Source organism: Marinomonas atlantica, from assembly GCF_001639725.1.
GTDB classification, from domain to species: Bacteria; Pseudomonadota; Gammaproteobacteria; order Pseudomonadales; family Marinomonadaceae; genus Marinomonas; species Marinomonas atlantica.
On record NZ_LTAW01000004.1, the window covers coordinates 342079 to 357558 of the forward strand.

Here is a 15480-nt window from a genome sequence, read left to right on the forward strand (position 1 = left end):
AAGGCATGGCGCTTTTGCTTCTCAATCATTGGTTTGGATAGATACAATTTCGATACGGCGTTATCCGCCTACAGCTTAGTGCGGATGTGGCAAACGCTGCTATTCGGCTATGGGCCCGAACTGGCCAGCCTCATATGCAGCGGTTACCTTTTGAATGTCGGCCATAGTGCTCATCACGAACGGCCCTTTCTGGACGAACTGCTCATGAACTGGCGCACTTTGCAGAGCCACAAAGTGAGCTCCTTTCGCGCTGGCCAAGTGCAAGGTTTGAGTGCTCGCGCCAGGCTGCATGGCAATGGCGTGTTGTTCAGGCAAGTGGATGTCCTGATCGCCCAGGCGGACGGTGAGATGGCCACTCGCGGCATAGACCAGCAGTGACTGATGGGCGTCAACGTCGTGGGCGTATTCGCTGCCGGCATCCAGAAAGGCGTCCAGTGCAGTCAGCGGCAGTGCCGGCGATTGCGGCCCTTGCGTGCCATTGCTCTCCCCCAGCACGACTCGAACCCTGAAACCCTCGCCTGTGATTACCGGCATCGCACTAGAGGGCACATGTCTCGAGGTGGGTGCATCTTGTTTGTGGCGCTGCGGTAAATTCACGAAGATCTGTAGTCCGTGAGTGCGCGACCCTTCGGTGGGCTTTTCATCGTGGACGGCGCCGCTTCCGGCCTTGAGCCAGTAGGCGTCGCCAGGCAGCAGTCCAATGTTATTGCCCAGCGAATCGCGATTGTTGAATACCCCTTCGCTGTCCTCAAACAGTATGGACAGGGCCGACATACCCGCATGCGGGTGAGCGCCAAAGGTAGGGCGGCTCATGGTGTAATGGTCGAGCATGACCAACGGGTCCATCAGGCCGCTGAATTGGTCGTGCTTGAAGCTCAGCGCCTCAAAGCCCTCGCCAATGTTCAGGGGCTTGCCTCTGGCTGGCTGGCTTAACTGAAGGCTCTTATGATCATTGTTGTAAGTGGCTTGCAGTTTCATGTTCATCTCCCAATGGCTGTCTGGTTAGTCTCTTAACTCGTTGAAGGCAAGCATACTTTGGAACGACGAGCGCAAAAAGTGGCAATATTCGAACTTATCATCCTATAATTGGAACGATATGGGCCAATAAGTCCGTAACCGGCGAGTAGTGTTTCGGCTATTGAGGGAGGGAGTGATGGATATGAACGGCTATTTCTATTTCGTAAAGGTGGTCGAGAAAAAGGGTTTTGCACCAGCGGGGAGAGCACTTAACATCCCCAAGTCCCGCCTCAGCCGCCATGTCAGCCAGCTTGAGGACCAGTTGGGTGTCCGGCTCATTCAGCGCACATCGCGCCAGTTCAAAGTGACCGAGATGGGTGAAGCCATTTATCAGCACGCGCGCAAAGCGGTCGATGAGATCGAGGCGGCAAATACCGCCATTCAAGAAAGCTCCAACATACTGACCGGCAAAGTCCGCATGACCTGTTCTGTGGGCATGGCGCAATTTGCACTAAGCCCTTTGGTCGCCCGTTTTCTGAAATCGTATCCTCGTGTGGAGATCATTCAGCAGGTTACCAACCAGGCGATAGATATAATTGACACTGGTGTGGATATCGCGATTCGCGCGCACGCTGCGCCCTTGCCAGACTCTACGCTAATACAACGCCGACTGGCCACCGTAACCTGGGGGCTACTTGCCTCACAGTCGTATCTCGAGCAGGCTGGCATACCTATGAATCCAGAAGATCTTGAAGGTCACGCTGGACTAAAACTTGGCTGGAAGCAGGATACGGGTCATTGGGTTCTGCGTACTTCTGATGGCTCTACCTTTTCGAAACCTTATCAGCCGCTTCTGTGCAGTGATGATATGGTGACGCTCAAGCATGCGGCGTCGGCGGGTCTGGGTATTGTGGCTTTACCGCTTTACACCTGCCGGGACGAACTGCGTGCCAAGCGCCTAGTACGTGTTCTGCCAGACTGGACAGCAGGAAACGCAGATATCAGCCTGCTGATGCCTTCTCGCCAAGGCGTCCCGCCGACGGTATCACATTTTGCAAATTTTCTTCGCGACGAATTGCCGAGGATTGTTGCAATCTAGTTGGTGTTTCCGGAAAACTAGGAAAGGTTGTAGATCTTCGATTTGGGCACCGTTGACAACGCACAGATCAAGCTTTTTCTGCGCTGCCTAGCTATGCCGACCTACTGCCATCCCCGATCATGCCTCAAAGCCGAATTTTGACATGCTGACGATAATGCAGATCAATAATCAATCGGAATCAGGTGAAAATTAGTATGATTATGACAACTTTTCGCTACGTATATTTGTGTTGTCGCTGTGCGTTAGCATCACACAAAAAAGTTCACTACAAGCTGCTTGTCGGGCAGGCGTTATTTGACATTCAGAAAACTCCAGCAAGTTAGTAGAAAACGCCCAGATTCTAATTACACTTGACGTTTTTTTTGGACAATTTAGGCATTGTCATTTATCCAGTTTGCTCTCCGTAACGCGCGAATTTCTCTCGGGAGAAAAACAGGATTTGGGTTACCCAATATAAGATAGTGATAAGTATGAGCGTAGTTGGTATCGCCACAATGAATAGTAGTTGCTCTTCTTGCATGCTCTTAAGGTTAGCGCCCATCATTTTTACGATTTTGTCGGTGAATGCTAATGCTGCCCAAAGGATTGAAAAACCAATGCGCCAGACATGACGGATAATGCGTTGAGTGCCAGAAAACCCACACTGATAAAGGTTACGGATGTCCCCTAGTGCGCAGAAAATCGCGAAACAACCCCAGATTAGATAGGCTAGGGGCGACACATCTGCCTCGAGCCCACCCATACTGATAGAAAATGCAGTAATGGCGAAACCGACAACCCATACCAAGGCAATTACTTCTAGGACACCAGTTTCATTTTTTTTATGGTGTACGGTTAACCAAGCGGTAAACAAGGTATATAACACTATTGTGCCTAATACCATGTCATCAATTGAGCTTTTGAGGTAACCGGTTGTAATACCTGAAACCAACATGACCATCATGGATGCGATAAAATAGGTACCTGCTTTCTTGTGAAGCACACTGCCTTTCTTTGCGCACATGGCAACGACTGATGTTATTAATGCAAGCGTTCCTGCAGGGGCATGTATTGCCCAAACGATGATGTCTTTCAATGTAGAATCTCTGGTAAAAGTTAACTCAAGGTTGAGTGATTAACGTGCATTCAATTGCAGAGCAGCGAGGTAGCCGTATTGCGAATTGCTGTGCTCTTGTGCTAAGTATTCGTAATAGGTGTAAGCTATTTCGCTCTTACCTAGCCTCTCATATGTATTTGCTTTTAAGTAAGTCAATTCGGCTTTTGTTTCAGTCGACATTTCCTTTGCGTTTTCTGCTTGGGAGATTAGCGCCAGCGTACGTTCGTATTTTTGAAGATCATAGTGCTTGTATGCTTCGGAAATAGAAGCCGTTTGCATCAGACTCGCACACGCGCTCAGCGAAAGCGTTGCTACTAGAAGCGCAATAGTGGGTAATTTCATCTCTACCAATCCTGTTAACGTGATTTAACGTTGATAAGCCTACCAATGTGTAAATGAAAGCAATACAATCAATTTTTGGCTTCAGATATGCATATTTGTATGGATTGGAAATCAATAACATTCGATTGGAATCGTGCCAGGGCTTTTTTGGTGACGGCGGAAGAAGGCTCTTTAGTTGCAGCAGCTCGATCATTGGGAATGACGCAACCTACTTTGGGGCGACAAGTAGCGGCGCTGGAGAGTGAAATTGGATTTGATCTATTTATCCGACGAGGTCGAGGCCTGGAGTTAACTCCTAATGGCATCAAATTGTTGGAACATGTACGACTGATGGGTGATGCCGCTAACCAATTTTCTTTATCTGCTTCGGGTAAATCAGATGTGCTAAAGGGTGACGTTAGCATTACTGCGTCCGAACTCCTTTCCACGTTTATGCTGCCGCCCATGATAAAGTCGTTACGGGAGCAGGAGCCTGGCATTGAAATCGAAATATATTCAACTAATGAGCAACGTGATCTCAGTCGAAGAGAGGCTGATATTGCGATCCGAAGTGTTCGTCCGACGCAGCCAGGGTTGATTGCAAACAAATTGTGCAGTGTTCAAGGTCACCTCTACGCAGCAAAAAGCTATCTACAGAAACTGGAAAGCCCTCCGTCGATCGCTGAGTTGAACAAGGCGAACTTTATTGATAGTGAGAAATCAGGCCGCCTGATGACTTTGCTCAATTCACAAGGCTTTAATCTGACCAAACAGAACTTCCCCATTATATCAAATAGCCATATTGTTCAGTGGGAATTAGTCAAACAAGGTATGGCTATTACTGCCACAGTAGAAGAAATTGGAGATAACGAGCCGTTGGTAGAACGTGTTGTTATCTCGGAACTTCCTCTAATTACCATGGATCTATGGCTAGTGACCCATAATGAATTGCGAACTAGCCGTCGAATCAGACGAGTCTTTGATTTTTTGGTATCGGAGTTTTCTTATAATTAAACACGTGCTGTAAAAATCGTTACTAGCTTAAGAATGTCTTCTAAACTAATACTAAATACTATGAACAAGTTACTGCACTTACACTATGAAACATAGCCAATTACCGAGTAACATGAAAATGCAGTCTGATCCTGCTAACGTCGGGCCATTGATTTAAGTTTTATGCGTAAATGAAATTTAGGGAAAAGAATGCTTGATACAAACACAGCTGCATACGTTTTTGGTTTTTTTACTGCAATTGTCATGCTGTTTCAATTAGCGCTAGCACTAGGTGCACCTTGGGGAGAAATGGCAATGGGTGGTAAGTTCCCTGGCCGTTTTTCGCCAATACTTCGAGTTAGTGCGATAGTACAAATGCTGCTAATGGGATTTGCAGCGATTGTAGTGTTAACACGCGCAGGTTTAGTTTTAGAAAATTACTTTGTGTTCTCAAAATCGGCTATTTGGTTTGTTGTTACTTTGTGTGTACTAAGTGCGATTTTAAACACCATTACACCGAGTAAAAAGGAAAGAATCTTGTGGTCTCCAGTCACAATCATTTTGATGGTTTGTGCAGTAGCTGTTGCTCGGAGCTAGGATTGAAGTTAAAGCGCGCAACTAGGCGTTCCATTTTGAGTACGGGTGAAGATGGGGTAGCGTTCACAAGTCAATCAGAGTGTTGAATGTACTGAGAATTAATAAATTAGATCACAGAGATGGTAAGTGCTCTATGCGCGGTTACTAGTACTGGGTATTTTAGTTTCAAAGGCGGGCCAGCCCACAAGGTCGCATTATTAATCGTCCGAAAGTCGATGTCATTTGTTATTGAATACTCAGATTGGGTAATATGTAGCCTTAATTTCTTTTGCATTGCTGCACCCTACGGGTAGCATCATTTCTTGGGCGTAATACTATGGGTTTCTGGCAATAGTATTATTCATGTTTGGCCTTAGCTTGCTGTATGGTCCAAAACGTAACAAGTCAAGCAAGAAGGGTGTGCAAACAACACGCCTCTTTTTAAGGAGTAGCTCGAGGATTGATATGTGGATCCAATAGTAATTAAAGCCCCTTTGCAGGGTGAGTATGTGGCGACTACTTCACCAGGTGATAGAGTTCCAAGTCATGGCACACACGAATGGGGCATGACTTACGCCTATGATTTTATCCAAGTTAGGAAAAATAAGAACGACTTACTAACATGGCACAATAAATCTCTTTCGGAGTACTTCCTCGCTAGGGTGAAACTTTCAGATACCTTTGGTTGGGGACAACCTATTTACTCACCAATTGATGGTTTAGTGTGTGATGTATTCAATTCTGTTAAAGAACGAAATCGTTTACATATTCTTAGTGATATTGGTTTTGCTTTCTACAATGAGCTTTTCTTTTCATATAAGAGAGGACAGATCCATAAGCTTGGCGGGAACTATTTAATAATTGAAGGAAAAAACTGCTGTGTATTTATTGCTCATGCAAAAACAGGCTCAATCAAACCAAAAGTAGGTGATATGGTTGTTGCTGGTGAGTTAATTGGCGAGCTTGGTCATTCAGGTAACTCATCAGCTCCACACTTACATGTGCAGCTGATGGATCGCGTTGACCTAAAATCTTCTAAAGGTCTTCCGTGTTGCTTTGAAAGCTATGAGGTTTGGAGAGATGGTGTTTGGAAGCCTGTTAGAAACTCTATTCCAACTAGATCTGAAATAATAAAGTTCTAATCACTAATCACTAATCACTAATCACTAATCACTAATCACTAATCACTAATAGTAGCAACGTCTAAGCGAAAGATGGAGTAGGGTCTCAATAGTTAGCAAAGATGTTGTTAGGCCTTAAAAGTATTGTGGAGAAGTTTTTGTTGAACCATAACTTAAGTAGCTCAAACCGGCCTTAGTAATGATCTGATTACTAAAATAAGCGAATAAAAAATAACAAGGTTGTAGAGCCACGTATCTGAAATGGCGAAGTGGTTCTTTATTTGTGGAGTAAGGGTTATTGAGCTATCGGTGATCTCAGGACTGTTGTTGTTCTTTGCTTGCCTTTATTCAAGAACAAATTGAATGCAGTTTTTCCCAGAGGATTTGGCAACATACATAGCTTTATCAATATTGATGAGTGAGGTTTTATGATCTTTAGGGAAGAAGCTGCCTACACCGATGCTAACAGTGACGTTCCGGCCTATTTCAAAGTCATATTCTGCAATAATTTGTTGAACAGTATCTATTTGAAACTTTGCTTTCTTCTCATCTTCGTAGTTAAAGAGTATGGCAAACTCTTCACCGCCCCAGCGAGCTACTGTACCATCATGACCAACTGTCTCTTTCAATATGAAAGCGATTTTTTGTAAAACGGTATCACCAACTTCATGTCCGTAGTTGTCATTGATGCTTTTAAAGTTATCAACATCTAACATGGCGAAATGCGCTGATTCTTGGGTGCTACGCAGCATATCTTCCAAGAAGCGCCTGTTCTTAAGTTCTGTTAAGCCATCAGTTGAGGCAAGTGTCTTTAGCTTCTTGTTTGATGCTTTCAATAATTGATGTGATCTGATGCGACTGGATTCGTAGAAACAAGCGAACACAAACAGCAGGATGTAAATCATAGAGAGCTGTATATAGCTGACAAAGTGGAAGGGAGCGGGTTTCCATATCCCAATGTGATGAATACACAACCAAGAAAAAGCAGCAAAATACAACAGACTGAATATACCGCCACGCCAAAAACCTAATAAAAACACGCTAAGCACAGGGCTTAGGAGCGCCAAAGCTAATGAACTTGACTTATTACCGACTTGGAGCATTACCAGAAAACAAATTGCCATGACAACTAAAAGCAGTAGGAACGCAGCTGTGTTAATTTGTTTTTTTACTAATAGTAGATAAAGACTCAATAGGCAAAGAACGGCGCTGATGGCTTCAGCAGCGATTAAAACTGGGTAGCGGCCAGTTTTAATGTTATAGATTAAAAAACCAATAATCCCAGCACTGACAAAAATAATAGAAGTAAGTAAGATCGTCAGATATCGATGTTGTTCATCAGACGAATCAATATTAAAACATTTACTCAGGATCTTATTTATCACGTTGTCGTCTAGTCCTTTATCTATGGTTTATTGATTTTAGCGTCATTGACCGCCAAAAACGACTGTTAAAATCAATCGGGGGCCAGATTTAATTAGTATTATTACTGACTTTCAGGCGGCTTCTAATACCTGAGGATCATCCCCAAATTCTTGCCTGAACTGTTTTTATGCTCTCAAACCTATTTCTTCTAGCGTCTATCACGGTGCGAATACGTTTGCCGATAGCTTGCTTCTTAGTAGCTCCCTGAGGGCAATAACGGCAGGGGTAATTTGTTCTCTACTAGGACAGATCAAATGCAATTCTACTGTTGGTGATTCATAGTTAGGCAGCAGTTGAACAAGTTGTCCGTTTTTTAGTTCTGAGTAGATATCTATATAAGAACGGTATGCAATGCCTTTTCCTGCAACGGCCCATCGTTTGACAATATCTGTGTCATTACTGACGCGATTGCTTTCGACCTTAATTTTGTAGGTATTCGTAAGATTTGAGTAATGCCATTGATCAAAAAAACGGCCTGCTCGACGATATAATAAACACTTATGAGTGGTGAGTTGCTCTGGCGTAATAGGCTCACCATGCTCCAATATGTAATCAGGCGCGGCGCAGGTGATTCGTTTTACCGTTGCGATTTTAAACGACACCATGGATGAGTCTTCAGGTTTCCCATAACGCAGGGCAATATCAACTTGCTCAAGAAAAAAATCAGAAACTGAATCACCGACGGTTAAATCAATCGACAATAACGGATGCTCTTCTAATAGCTCGTCTATCCACGGTAATAGGGTGTTACGACCTAAATCCGATGACACAGACAGTCTGAGTTTACCGGTTACGTTACCCTGTGTTTGATGTGCTGAAAGGCGGCCCTGTTCTAGGCTATTTAAGGCTTGACGGCAGTGAAACAAAAACTGTTCCCCTTGAGGAGTAATTCTAAGTTGCCTAGTGCTTCTAATAAACAGTTGTACCTCTAAATTTTTTTCCAATCTTTTAAGCGCTGAACTGACACCAGCAGTCGTGATATTTAACTGATTAGCTGTTTCTGTCAGGCTGCCAGTTTCAACTATTCGAATAAATAACTGTAGATCAGATAGGTTCATTGTTAACAAATATTTAATAGTGTTTATAGGATTGGTCTGTTTTTAGTTTAGTAGTATGTGGCCATAATGTCTCTAGTGCTAAGAATTAATACAGTATCTAAACACGACGAGTTCAAGAGGCCGATATGATTCAAACTTTAGAAAGCAATGTTTTATTGGACTGCTCATTTGATTTGCCTTGTGGCGCAACCATAAAAAACCGTCTTCTTAAATCTGCAATGTCCGATGGACTTGCTGATGGCGAAGGCAATCCAACTGAATGCCAAATTCGCCTCTATCAGCGTTGGGCGGAAGGTGGCGTGGGGTTGTCGATCGTTGGAGAGGTGCAAGTGGATCCAAATTATCCAGAATCACCAGGGAACATTGTTTTAGGTGATCATTCAAATTATGAATCGCTACAGGCGTTAACCAGTCGAGCCTCAATAAATGGCGCTCATATTTGGGCTCAATTAGGTCACGCTGGGGCGCTTGCTTACCAGCCTATACGCCAATTGAAAGGTCCTTCGACACTTAAAATCGGAGAGTTTGAATGCTTGGGCATGTCCGAAGAAGAAGTATCTTGCTTACCTGATCAGTACGCCAGTGCAGCAAAAATCGCCAAAAAGGCAGGCTTTACTGGTGTGCAAATTCATGCAGATCATGGTTTTTTGCTTAGCCAATTTTTGTCTCCGCTTTTTAATCGTCGAGCAGATAAATACGGTGGTTCTGTCGAAGCTCGCAGTAAGATTGTTGTAGAAATTATCAGTAAAGTTCGAGCAATGGTTGGAGGTGCTTTTCCCATTTCTATCAAGATGAATTCTTCTGATCAATTAGAGGGCGGACTAACTCAGGAAGAGGCCTTAGGTGTTGTTCAGGTTCTTAATCATACAACGGTTGATTTGATCGAGATAAGTGGTGGCTCTTATTTTCCCGGAGCAAAAGCAAGTTCTGATAGGGCGTCTAGTGGTGCTTATTATATTGATTTTGCAATGAGGGCAAGAAGTATAACGAATAAACCTTTAGCGCTAACGGGAGGCTTTAAGGAGTGTACACAAGCTCTAAATGTGATGTCTTCAAAGATGGTAGATTTTATAGGATTAGGGAGAGTATTAATCCTGAAACCAGAATTACCAACAGATTGGTTACACGGTATAAACACTATTCCAGAGTTTCCTCGATTCGAGTCGCCTCCTGAGGGAGGAATGACGGCATGGTATACCATGGCTTTAGCTCGATTAGGTAATGTCGATGAACATAATAACGAGCCTGATCTACAAACGGCTATTGACGATTATGAAGAACGCAGTCGAAAACAAGCTAGCCTTTGGGTTGCTATGTTCCAAGATATCAAATAAGCAGTAAAAAAAGCGCTATGAGCACACTTTGAGGATTGTAAAGCCGCTTTATTGGTTCTCGTTTGTAAATGCATTAGTCTTTTTGGAGATGTAAAGAAAGTCAGAATTTTGCTTATTAAATGTTAATACAATTAAAGTGAGGATTTCTATGAGCGAGTTTATCAGGCCCATCGCTGAGTGGTGTGCAGCGGGAATCGAATTTCTCGGGTTAAGTATTATCATTCTATTTGCGGCGGTATCTTTGATTAAAGGCGTGATGCTTCTTATCAAAGGTCTACCAAGAGAAGATGTGTTTAAAAAAGTTCGTCGTACGTTGGGTTACGGTATTTTGCTTGGGTTAGAGTTTCTTGTAGCAGCAGATATTATTCATACCGTGGCGGTTGAGCTGACTTTTGAGTCCGTTGGTGTATTGGCCTTAGTGGTGTTGATACGTACTTTCTTGAGCTTCACACTGGATCTTGAGCTGACGGGACGTTGGCCTTGGCAAGAGCGCAAACATGATGCTAAAGAGTCTTAAGTGATTGAAGCAAAAAAGTTTAAAAATCACTTACGTGAAAGCGTGATGTGTCACTTATTAATAGTTTAGCCAATCGAAGAAGCCAGTTCCGTCACGAACTGGCTTCTTCATGATCAGTAAGGCTCAATATAGCCATTAACTGCTAAAGTTAACGATATCCCAAGTTATGTCTTCGCTGGTGATGCCGACGATTTCGATTTCGCCTAATTGACCTAGGTCGACTTCTAGGGTGTGACCATCGTGTTCGATGTCTTCTATACGCTGCACGAATTCCTCTGCGTTGCTGATGCCAAATTCTTGCGAAAGGTTAATCTGATCACCTTCAGTGGCGTTGAAATTAAAGATTTTCAGATCATCGCCCACATTAAAGCTAACGTTGTCTTGCTGATGGGTGTTTAAAATCAGCACGGTTTCTTGTTGATCCTCAGTGTTTAATGGCTCAAAAGGGTCTGTCGATTGGCGATCGCTGTCATGGTTATCGCGGACAAATTCTTCGGAGAGTTTGTGGTATTGACCGTCGTTGTTTATATCTTGGTAGACCGTCTTTTCGAAAACTGAACGCTCAGGCTCAAACTCTGTGATGAGGTTGTTGTTGATCTCAAAACTGTGATTAAAGATCGATTCGTCCTCTACATCGCCATCTGCTTCGTATTCGGTTTTTCCGATGACGACATTATCTTGTACGTCGAACGTATAGTAATCTTGGCCCGTTGTACTTTGACTGTAGGTCGTTTGACCTTCTACAAAGATGCCGTCGTTGTCATCATCGGTAAATGCGGTTACTTCTAAGCCACCATCGTCTCGCTCTTCTTTGTAGACGATGTTGTTTTCAACATAGTAACGCTCGTCCGCATCGATATGTTCTTGCTGCCAGCGGCCATCGTCCCATTCTAGAATGCCGACGACCTGGTTTTTTTGAATGTTAAAGCGGTATTGATCAGACATTATGAACTCCTTGTAGTCGTGGGACGATTAGTTAACGGTTAGGTAATCGACTTCAAATTCATTGGTGTCGTGTTCGCGGTCAATCTCGCCGTAAAGCGTTACATCTTGTCCGCTTTTCAAGGTGATGTGACGGGTAATATCATCATCAATTTCTACCGTCATTTGACCGCTGTCATCGCTAAATTCGTAGCGTTCATGACCAAGAGATTTACCCAGTGTGCCGGTAAGAGTGGCTTGAGTGTTGTCGCGCGCGTCTAAGGCGTCAGATACGTGCATGTCATTAGCTGCGATCGTCACAGTGCTAGCGGCAAGTAGGGCGGTAGTCAGTAGTAATCTCTTCATTGTTCATCTCCTTTTGGGTCGTTGTTAATGAAGAGATTACTGGTCTTAGATGAAGTTAACCTGAAGTGGTCATTGAGTGAGAGAAGGTAAGGCATACGCTTAGCCCAGGTTGGGCATTTTCAAAGTGCAACGAAGCCTGATGGATCGCTGCAATACGCTGACAGATGGTTAAGCCTAGGCCTAGACCTTCGCCTTTACTGTCGAGGCGGCGCGATGAAGTATCGATTGTGTTGAGTAAGTTTTCTGGCGCGTCTTGCCCGTTATCTTGTATGACCAGTTGCTGTTGACTGAGTGTTACTTGAACGGTCTTGCAGTCGTTACTGTGGCGCAATATATTGCTCAGCACGTTTTCGATCAGTACCTGCAATAGGGTGGCATCGCCTTGGACTGAGCAGGGAGTAATATCAGTCATTAACTCGATGTGTTGGTCTGCAAAGCGATCTTGATATTTGTCTAAAATACCCTGCATACGTGCATCAAGTATCACGGTTTCAAAGCGCTTTTTCCAATGTTGCTGCTCTAAGCGCGCTAAGGTTAGCAGTTGTTCTACAATGCGGTTAACGCGTTCGGTTTCGGACTTAATTGCTTGTGTGTCTGGGTCAGGGCAAGACAGTTCGAGTTTAATGGTCGTTAATGGTGTACGGAGCTCATGGGCCACGTCATTGGCAAATTGACGCTCCCGTGTCAGCACCTCATCGACTTCTGACATTAAACGATTCAGTTTATTGGTCAGCATTTGGATTTCTTGATTACGGGTGTCGCAGCGCAATGGGGACAGATCATCACTGCTACGACGATCAAGCTCTTTAGATAAAGCGGTTAGGGGGCGCACAATCAGTCGTACAAGTCAGATCAAAATGAATACGCTCAATGCAGAGCCGATCAGCGTTGGGGCGGTAATGTCTTCTGCGATATCACCAATGATGTCGTCGGTTAAGTCATCACGGCGAAACATTTGTACGACCAACCCGTCTTCGTCATGTTGATAACCGTGCCAGCCGTAATCCTCAAAATCCGCTTTGATAAAATCGGAGCCTCGCTCTACAAGAGGACGTGTGTGATCTAAGTTAGAGACTTGCCAGCCTTGCTCAAGGTCATAAACCGTCACCCATATTGTGTCTTCATCATCGTTACGAATGTGTTCTTTTAGAAATACAGTGAGCTCTTCTGGTGTGGCGTCCGTTGCCACCAGCATGGCATTTAATAAGTCTGCGTTTTGTTGCAAATCGTCTTCCAAGACTTCGTTGAATTCTTCATCGGCCGCTAAGTAGGTAATGAAAACCCCCATCAAACTGGAGATGATCATGGACGCACCTAAAATCCATGCGATGGATTTAATGCTGAAGCTCTTTTTGGCTGATTTCATCGTTTCACCAAGCGATAACCAAAACCGCGCACGGTTTCAATGCGTTCTTTGCCAATGATTTTTCGTAAAGCGTAAATATGAACGTCTAGCGTATTGGATTCGGAATCATTACCGAGGCCATAGATACGTTGTAGAAGGCGCTTGCGATGCACTTTATTACCCGCCGATTGCAAAAGCATAAGCAGTAATTGTGCTTCTTTTTGTGGCAGATTTAGAGCGTCGCCATTGAGATGAAATTGATCTAATTTTTGATCATAGCTTAAGTCGCCATGCTCACAGATTTCCTGTTGGCGGCCCTAGTGTCGTCGTAGTAACACGCGTATGCGCGCTTGCAACTCTTCTGGTTCAAACGGCTTTACTAAGTAATCATCCGCTCCGGTATCTAAGCCCTGTACTCGATCGTCTAATCCGTCTCGCGCTGATAAAATGAGAATAGGCTGATCAGCGCTTTCTCGACGTAATTGCAATAGCCAGTCGATGCCATCACCATCAGGTAACCCAAGATCAAGCAAGATTAAATCGTATTGTGCCGCTTGAAAGTGACTTTTAGCAGACGCTAAATTGCGAACCCAGTCTACCCGATAAGTGCGACTTAAAATCTTGAGCAAGACATTGCCTAGGCCTAAATCATCCTCGACCAGCAATAAATACATAGTGCATCCTTATGTTGAAACGCCAATAGCGAAAAAGAACTACCCACTGCGGATTATCGTTTGCGTAAGGTGAAGTTTACATGAAGTCCTTTTAAAAAGAGTAACGCTACTGATAAGCCCCATTCCTTGTTTGAAATAAGATGGACTTGTCCAGCTTGCACAGCAATGAAAACCTTAGAGTCAAGGCGTATTACCATATCACCAATTTGATCATTCAGCGTTTCGTTGGACGTGCAACGTAAAGGCGGCTCCACTGTTTGCGGCTGTCTCGTAGGTGATGTTTCCTCCCATGGCTTCAGCTAGGCCCTTACTGATAGCCAGCCCCAATCCTGATCCCTCAAATTGTCTATTGGTGACCTCGTCTTGCTGGCGAAAAGGTGTGAACAACATAGGAAGAAACTCTGCGCTTACCCCAGGTCCTTGATCGGTTACGGTTATAGAGACGCTGCTTTCTAGAATTTCGGAGGTTAAGGTAATGGTGCTTTGGTTCGGTGAAAACTTAATGGCATTGGATAATAAGTTCGACATGATCTGTAAGAAACGTTGTGGATCCAAGTATACCAAGGTAGCAGGGGGCGTATCAGCGATGATGCAGATGTTTTTTTCAATACGATAAAAACGATGCTCTTCTACAGCGGTTTCTAATAAAGTAGAAAGAGGGTGATAGTCCATATTGATGGACATTTTAGTGGTTTTCAATTTGGAGAAATCCATAATATCGCTGATAAGATGTTTCAGGCGATGGGTGTTTTCTTCCGTAATGTGTATGAGTTTTTTTGCGGGGCTAGGTAGGTCCACCAGTTTACCAGAATTGAGTAGGTTTAAACTGCCTAAAATAGAGGTGAGAGGCGTTCTTAGCTCATGGCTGATGGTGGCAATAAAGTTGTTTTGTAAGGTCTCATACTGTTTTCGTTCGCTGATATTTGTGATGAGCATAATATAATGTATGTCATCAGACACGAGCTGACTGTCAAGGCATCGTATTTGGATTTGGACATCGATGAAGGTGTTGTTTTTTCGATGAATATTCGTTTCGAACACATATGGACTTGGAGTGTCTTCAGCGGTTGTCTTCGATGCTAAGGAACCAAGGCTCATTGTTTTGTAAAATGCTTCTAGTTGTGGGCAGGGGTCGAGGGTATGAAACAAACTATCGATCGCATGGTTAATTAAGTTGTCTGTCTGCCGTTCTAGTAACGTTTCAGCACCTTTATTGCCAAAACGTACTTTACCCAGTTTTGAGATGGCCAAAATAGCAATGTCTTCTGCACCATCGAGCACTGTTTGCAAAAGATGGCGGTTGGAATCTGCTTCTTGAGCGTATTCTTGTAATTGCTGGCGTGCTTTCAGTAATTCTTGTTCGAAGCTGGCTCGCTCTGCCGCGGGCATAATAACCCACCGATAGCAGGGCTTCTCATTAAATTGACCTGCTTCGGCATTCAATAATACGGGTATAGTGATTCCGCTAGCCAGATTGATTTTTAAATAAATTTCATTGATCGCGCGATTAGCTCTAAGCATTGGCCAGAGGTGGGTTTGCATAAAAACCTTAGCTGGTGCGGGGAGTAACTGCTCAATACGTTCTAGGTTGTGTGGTTTTGTTAGCTCAAAAGACGTTATAGCACAGTCGTTAATGAACACGATTCTGCCCTCCTGATCCGTGATAATCAGAGGGCA

General features: G+C 44.0%; 18 protein-coding genes and 1 pseudogene. 6 read left to right on the top strand and 13 right to left on the bottom strand.

What is annotated here, in order from left to right; genetic code table 11:
- Positions 1 to 99: 99 nt before the first annotated feature.
- Positions 100 to 978: a pirin family protein gene (locus tag AYW75_RS09175; RefSeq protein ID WP_067098548.1), complete on the bottom strand. Its 879-nt coding sequence runs from the start codon at positions 976 to 978 to the stop codon at positions 100 to 102.
- A 175-nt stretch (positions 979 to 1153) separates the two neighbouring features.
- Between AYW75_RS09175 and AYW75_RS09180 the strand changes: the two genes are divergently transcribed.
- The gene (locus tag AYW75_RS09180) at positions 1154 to 2056 is read left to right on the top strand and encodes a LysR substrate-binding domain-containing protein (protein ID WP_067098551.1); all 903 of its coding nucleotides are present in this window, start codon (positions 1154 to 1156) and stop codon (positions 2054 to 2056) included.
- Between the two features lie 385 nt (positions 2057 to 2441).
- Here AYW75_RS09180 and AYW75_RS09185 read toward each other — a convergent pair whose 3' ends face one another.
- Positions 2442 to 3131 (bottom strand): hypothetical protein, encoded by a 690-nt coding sequence (locus AYW75_RS09185; RefSeq protein ID WP_156490835.1) that lies wholly within the window; start codon positions 3129 to 3131, stop codon positions 2442 to 2444.
- Between the two features lie 39 nt (positions 3132 to 3170).
- Positions 3171 to 3494 (bottom strand): hypothetical protein, encoded by a 324-nt coding sequence (locus AYW75_RS09190; protein WP_067098555.1) that lies wholly within the window; start codon positions 3492 to 3494, stop codon positions 3171 to 3173.
- Positions 3495 to 3593: 99 nt separating this feature from the next.
- Between AYW75_RS09190 and AYW75_RS09195 the strand changes: the two genes are divergently transcribed.
- From AYW75_RS09195 to AYW75_RS09205, 3 genes are all read left to right on the top strand, one after another.
- Positions 3594 to 4487: a LysR family transcriptional regulator gene (locus tag AYW75_RS09195; protein ID WP_197478926.1), complete on the top strand. Its 894-nt coding sequence runs from the start codon at positions 3594 to 3596 to the stop codon at positions 4485 to 4487.
- 189 nt (positions 4488 to 4676) lie between these two features.
- Positions 4677 to 5063 (top strand): hypothetical protein, encoded by a 387-nt coding sequence (locus AYW75_RS09200; RefSeq protein WP_067098560.1) that lies wholly within the window; start codon positions 4677 to 4679, stop codon positions 5061 to 5063.
- A 446-nt stretch (positions 5064 to 5509) separates the two neighbouring features.
- Entirely contained in the window at positions 5510 to 6184 is a 675-nt protein-coding gene (locus tag AYW75_RS09205) for a M23 family metallopeptidase (RefSeq protein ID WP_067098562.1), read from the top strand.
- 323 nt (positions 6185 to 6507) lie between these two features.
- On the opposite strand, the gene AYW75_RS09210 is transcribed toward AYW75_RS09205, so the two are convergent.
- From AYW75_RS09210 to AYW75_RS19005, 3 genes and pseudogenes are all read right to left on the bottom strand, one after another.
- Positions 6508 to 7548 (bottom strand): GGDEF domain-containing protein, encoded by a 1041-nt coding sequence (locus AYW75_RS09210; protein WP_067098565.1) that lies wholly within the window; start codon positions 7546 to 7548, stop codon positions 6508 to 6510.
- Between the two features lie 198 nt (positions 7549 to 7746).
- On the bottom strand, positions 7747 to 8454 hold the full coding sequence (locus tag AYW75_RS09215; protein WP_231886180.1) for a substrate binding domain-containing protein: 708 nt from the start codon (positions 8452 to 8454) through the stop codon (positions 7747 to 7749).
- 18 nt (positions 8455 to 8472) lie between these two features.
- Positions 8473 to 8646 (bottom strand): annotated as a pseudogene (locus tag AYW75_RS19005) (LysR family transcriptional regulator); the annotation flags it as partial.
- 125 nt (positions 8647 to 8771) lie between these two features.
- Between AYW75_RS19005 and AYW75_RS09220 the strand changes: the two are divergent.
- Positions 8772 to 9980 (top strand): oxidoreductase, encoded by a 1209-nt coding sequence (locus tag AYW75_RS09220; RefSeq protein ID WP_067098569.1) that lies wholly within the window; start codon positions 8772 to 8774, stop codon positions 9978 to 9980.
- Between the two features lie 148 nt (positions 9981 to 10128).
- Positions 10129 to 10497, top strand: coding sequence for a DUF1622 domain-containing protein (locus tag AYW75_RS09225; protein ID WP_067098572.1), 369 nt, complete (start codon positions 10129 to 10131; stop codon positions 10495 to 10497).
- Between the two features lie 135 nt (positions 10498 to 10632).
- On the opposite strand, the gene AYW75_RS09230 is transcribed toward AYW75_RS09225, so the two are convergent.
- The 7 genes from AYW75_RS09230 to AYW75_RS09255 all read right to left on the bottom strand — a co-directional run bounded on the left by AYW75_RS09230 (position 10633) and on the right by AYW75_RS09255 (position 15444).
- Positions 10633 to 11442 (bottom strand): hypothetical protein, encoded by an 810-nt coding sequence (locus AYW75_RS09230; RefSeq protein WP_067098574.1) that lies wholly within the window; start codon positions 11440 to 11442, stop codon positions 10633 to 10635.
- Between the two features lie 27 nt (positions 11443 to 11469).
- Positions 11470 to 11784, bottom strand: coding sequence for a NirD/YgiW/YdeI family stress tolerance protein (locus AYW75_RS09235; RefSeq protein ID WP_067098576.1), 315 nt, complete (start codon positions 11782 to 11784; stop codon positions 11470 to 11472).
- 55 nt (positions 11785 to 11839) lie between these two features.
- On the bottom strand, positions 11840 to 12616 hold the full coding sequence (locus tag AYW75_RS09240) for an ATP-binding protein (RefSeq protein ID WP_067098579.1): 777 nt from the start codon (positions 12614 to 12616) through the stop codon (positions 11840 to 11842).
- 15 nt (positions 12617 to 12631) lie between these two features.
- Positions 12632 to 13150 carry a hypothetical protein gene (locus AYW75_RS09245; RefSeq protein WP_067098582.1) on the bottom strand — a complete coding sequence of 173 codons (519 nt, stop codon included), beginning with the start codon at positions 13148 to 13150 and terminating at the stop codon, positions 12632 to 12634.
- On the bottom strand, positions 13147 to 13431 hold the full coding sequence (locus AYW75_RS18890) for a winged helix-turn-helix domain-containing protein (protein ID WP_331709522.1): 285 nt from the start codon (positions 13429 to 13431) through the stop codon (positions 13147 to 13149). The genes AYW75_RS09245 and AYW75_RS18890 overlap by 4 nt, the downstream gene beginning before the upstream one ends.
- 15 nt (positions 13432 to 13446) lie before the next feature.
- The gene (locus AYW75_RS18895) at positions 13447 to 13803 is read right to left on the bottom strand and encodes a response regulator (protein ID WP_197478927.1); all 357 of its coding nucleotides are present in this window, start codon (positions 13801 to 13803) and stop codon (positions 13447 to 13449) included.
- Positions 13804 to 14013: 210 nt separating this feature from the next.
- Positions 14014 to 15444, bottom strand: a complete 1431-nt coding sequence (locus tag AYW75_RS09255) for a PAS domain-containing sensor histidine kinase (protein ID WP_197478928.1) — start codon at positions 15442 to 15444, stop codon at positions 14014 to 14016.
- Between the last annotated feature and the right edge of the window lie 36 nt (positions 15445 to 15480).

What these genes read in the sequence shown, in the direction of transcription:
- AYW75_RS09180 (WP_067098551.1), top strand. Translation starts at nt 1,154, where the DNA reads ATGGATATGAACGGCTATTTCTATTTCGTAAAGGTGGTCGAGAAAAAG.
- AYW75_RS09175 (WP_067098548.1), bottom strand. Translation starts at nt 978, where the DNA reads ATGAAACTGCAAGCCACTTACAACAATGATCATAAGAGCCTTCAGTTA.
- AYW75_RS18895 (WP_197478927.1), bottom strand. Translation starts at nt 13,803, where the DNA reads ATGTATTTATTGCTGGTCGAGGATGATTTAGGCCTAGGCAATGTCTTG.
- AYW75_RS09225 (WP_067098572.1), top strand. Translation starts at nt 10,129, where the DNA reads ATGAGCGAGTTTATCAGGCCCATCGCTGAGTGGTGTGCAGCGGGAATC.
- AYW75_RS09245 (WP_067098582.1), bottom strand. Translation starts at nt 13,150, where the DNA reads ATGAAATCAGCCAAAAAGAGCTTCAGCATTAAATCCATCGCATGGATT.
- AYW75_RS09200 (WP_067098560.1), top strand. Translation starts at nt 4,677, where the DNA reads ATGCTTGATACAAACACAGCTGCATACGTTTTTGGTTTTTTTACTGCA.
- AYW75_RS09235 (WP_067098576.1), bottom strand. Translation starts at nt 11,784, where the DNA reads ATGAAGAGATTACTACTGACTACCGCCCTACTTGCCGCTAGCACTGTG.
- AYW75_RS09220 (WP_067098569.1), top strand. Translation starts at nt 8,772, where the DNA reads ATGATTCAAACTTTAGAAAGCAATGTTTTATTGGACTGCTCATTTGAT.
- AYW75_RS09195 (WP_197478926.1), top strand. Translation starts at nt 3,594, where the DNA reads ATGGATTGGAAATCAATAACATTCGATTGGAATCGTGCCAGGGCTTTT.
- AYW75_RS09230 (WP_067098574.1), bottom strand. Translation starts at nt 11,442, where the DNA reads ATGTCTGATCAATACCGCTTTAACATTCAAAAAAACCAGGTCGTCGGC.
- AYW75_RS09190 (WP_067098555.1), bottom strand. Translation starts at nt 3,494, where the DNA reads ATGAAATTACCCACTATTGCGCTTCTAGTAGCAACGCTTTCGCTGAGC.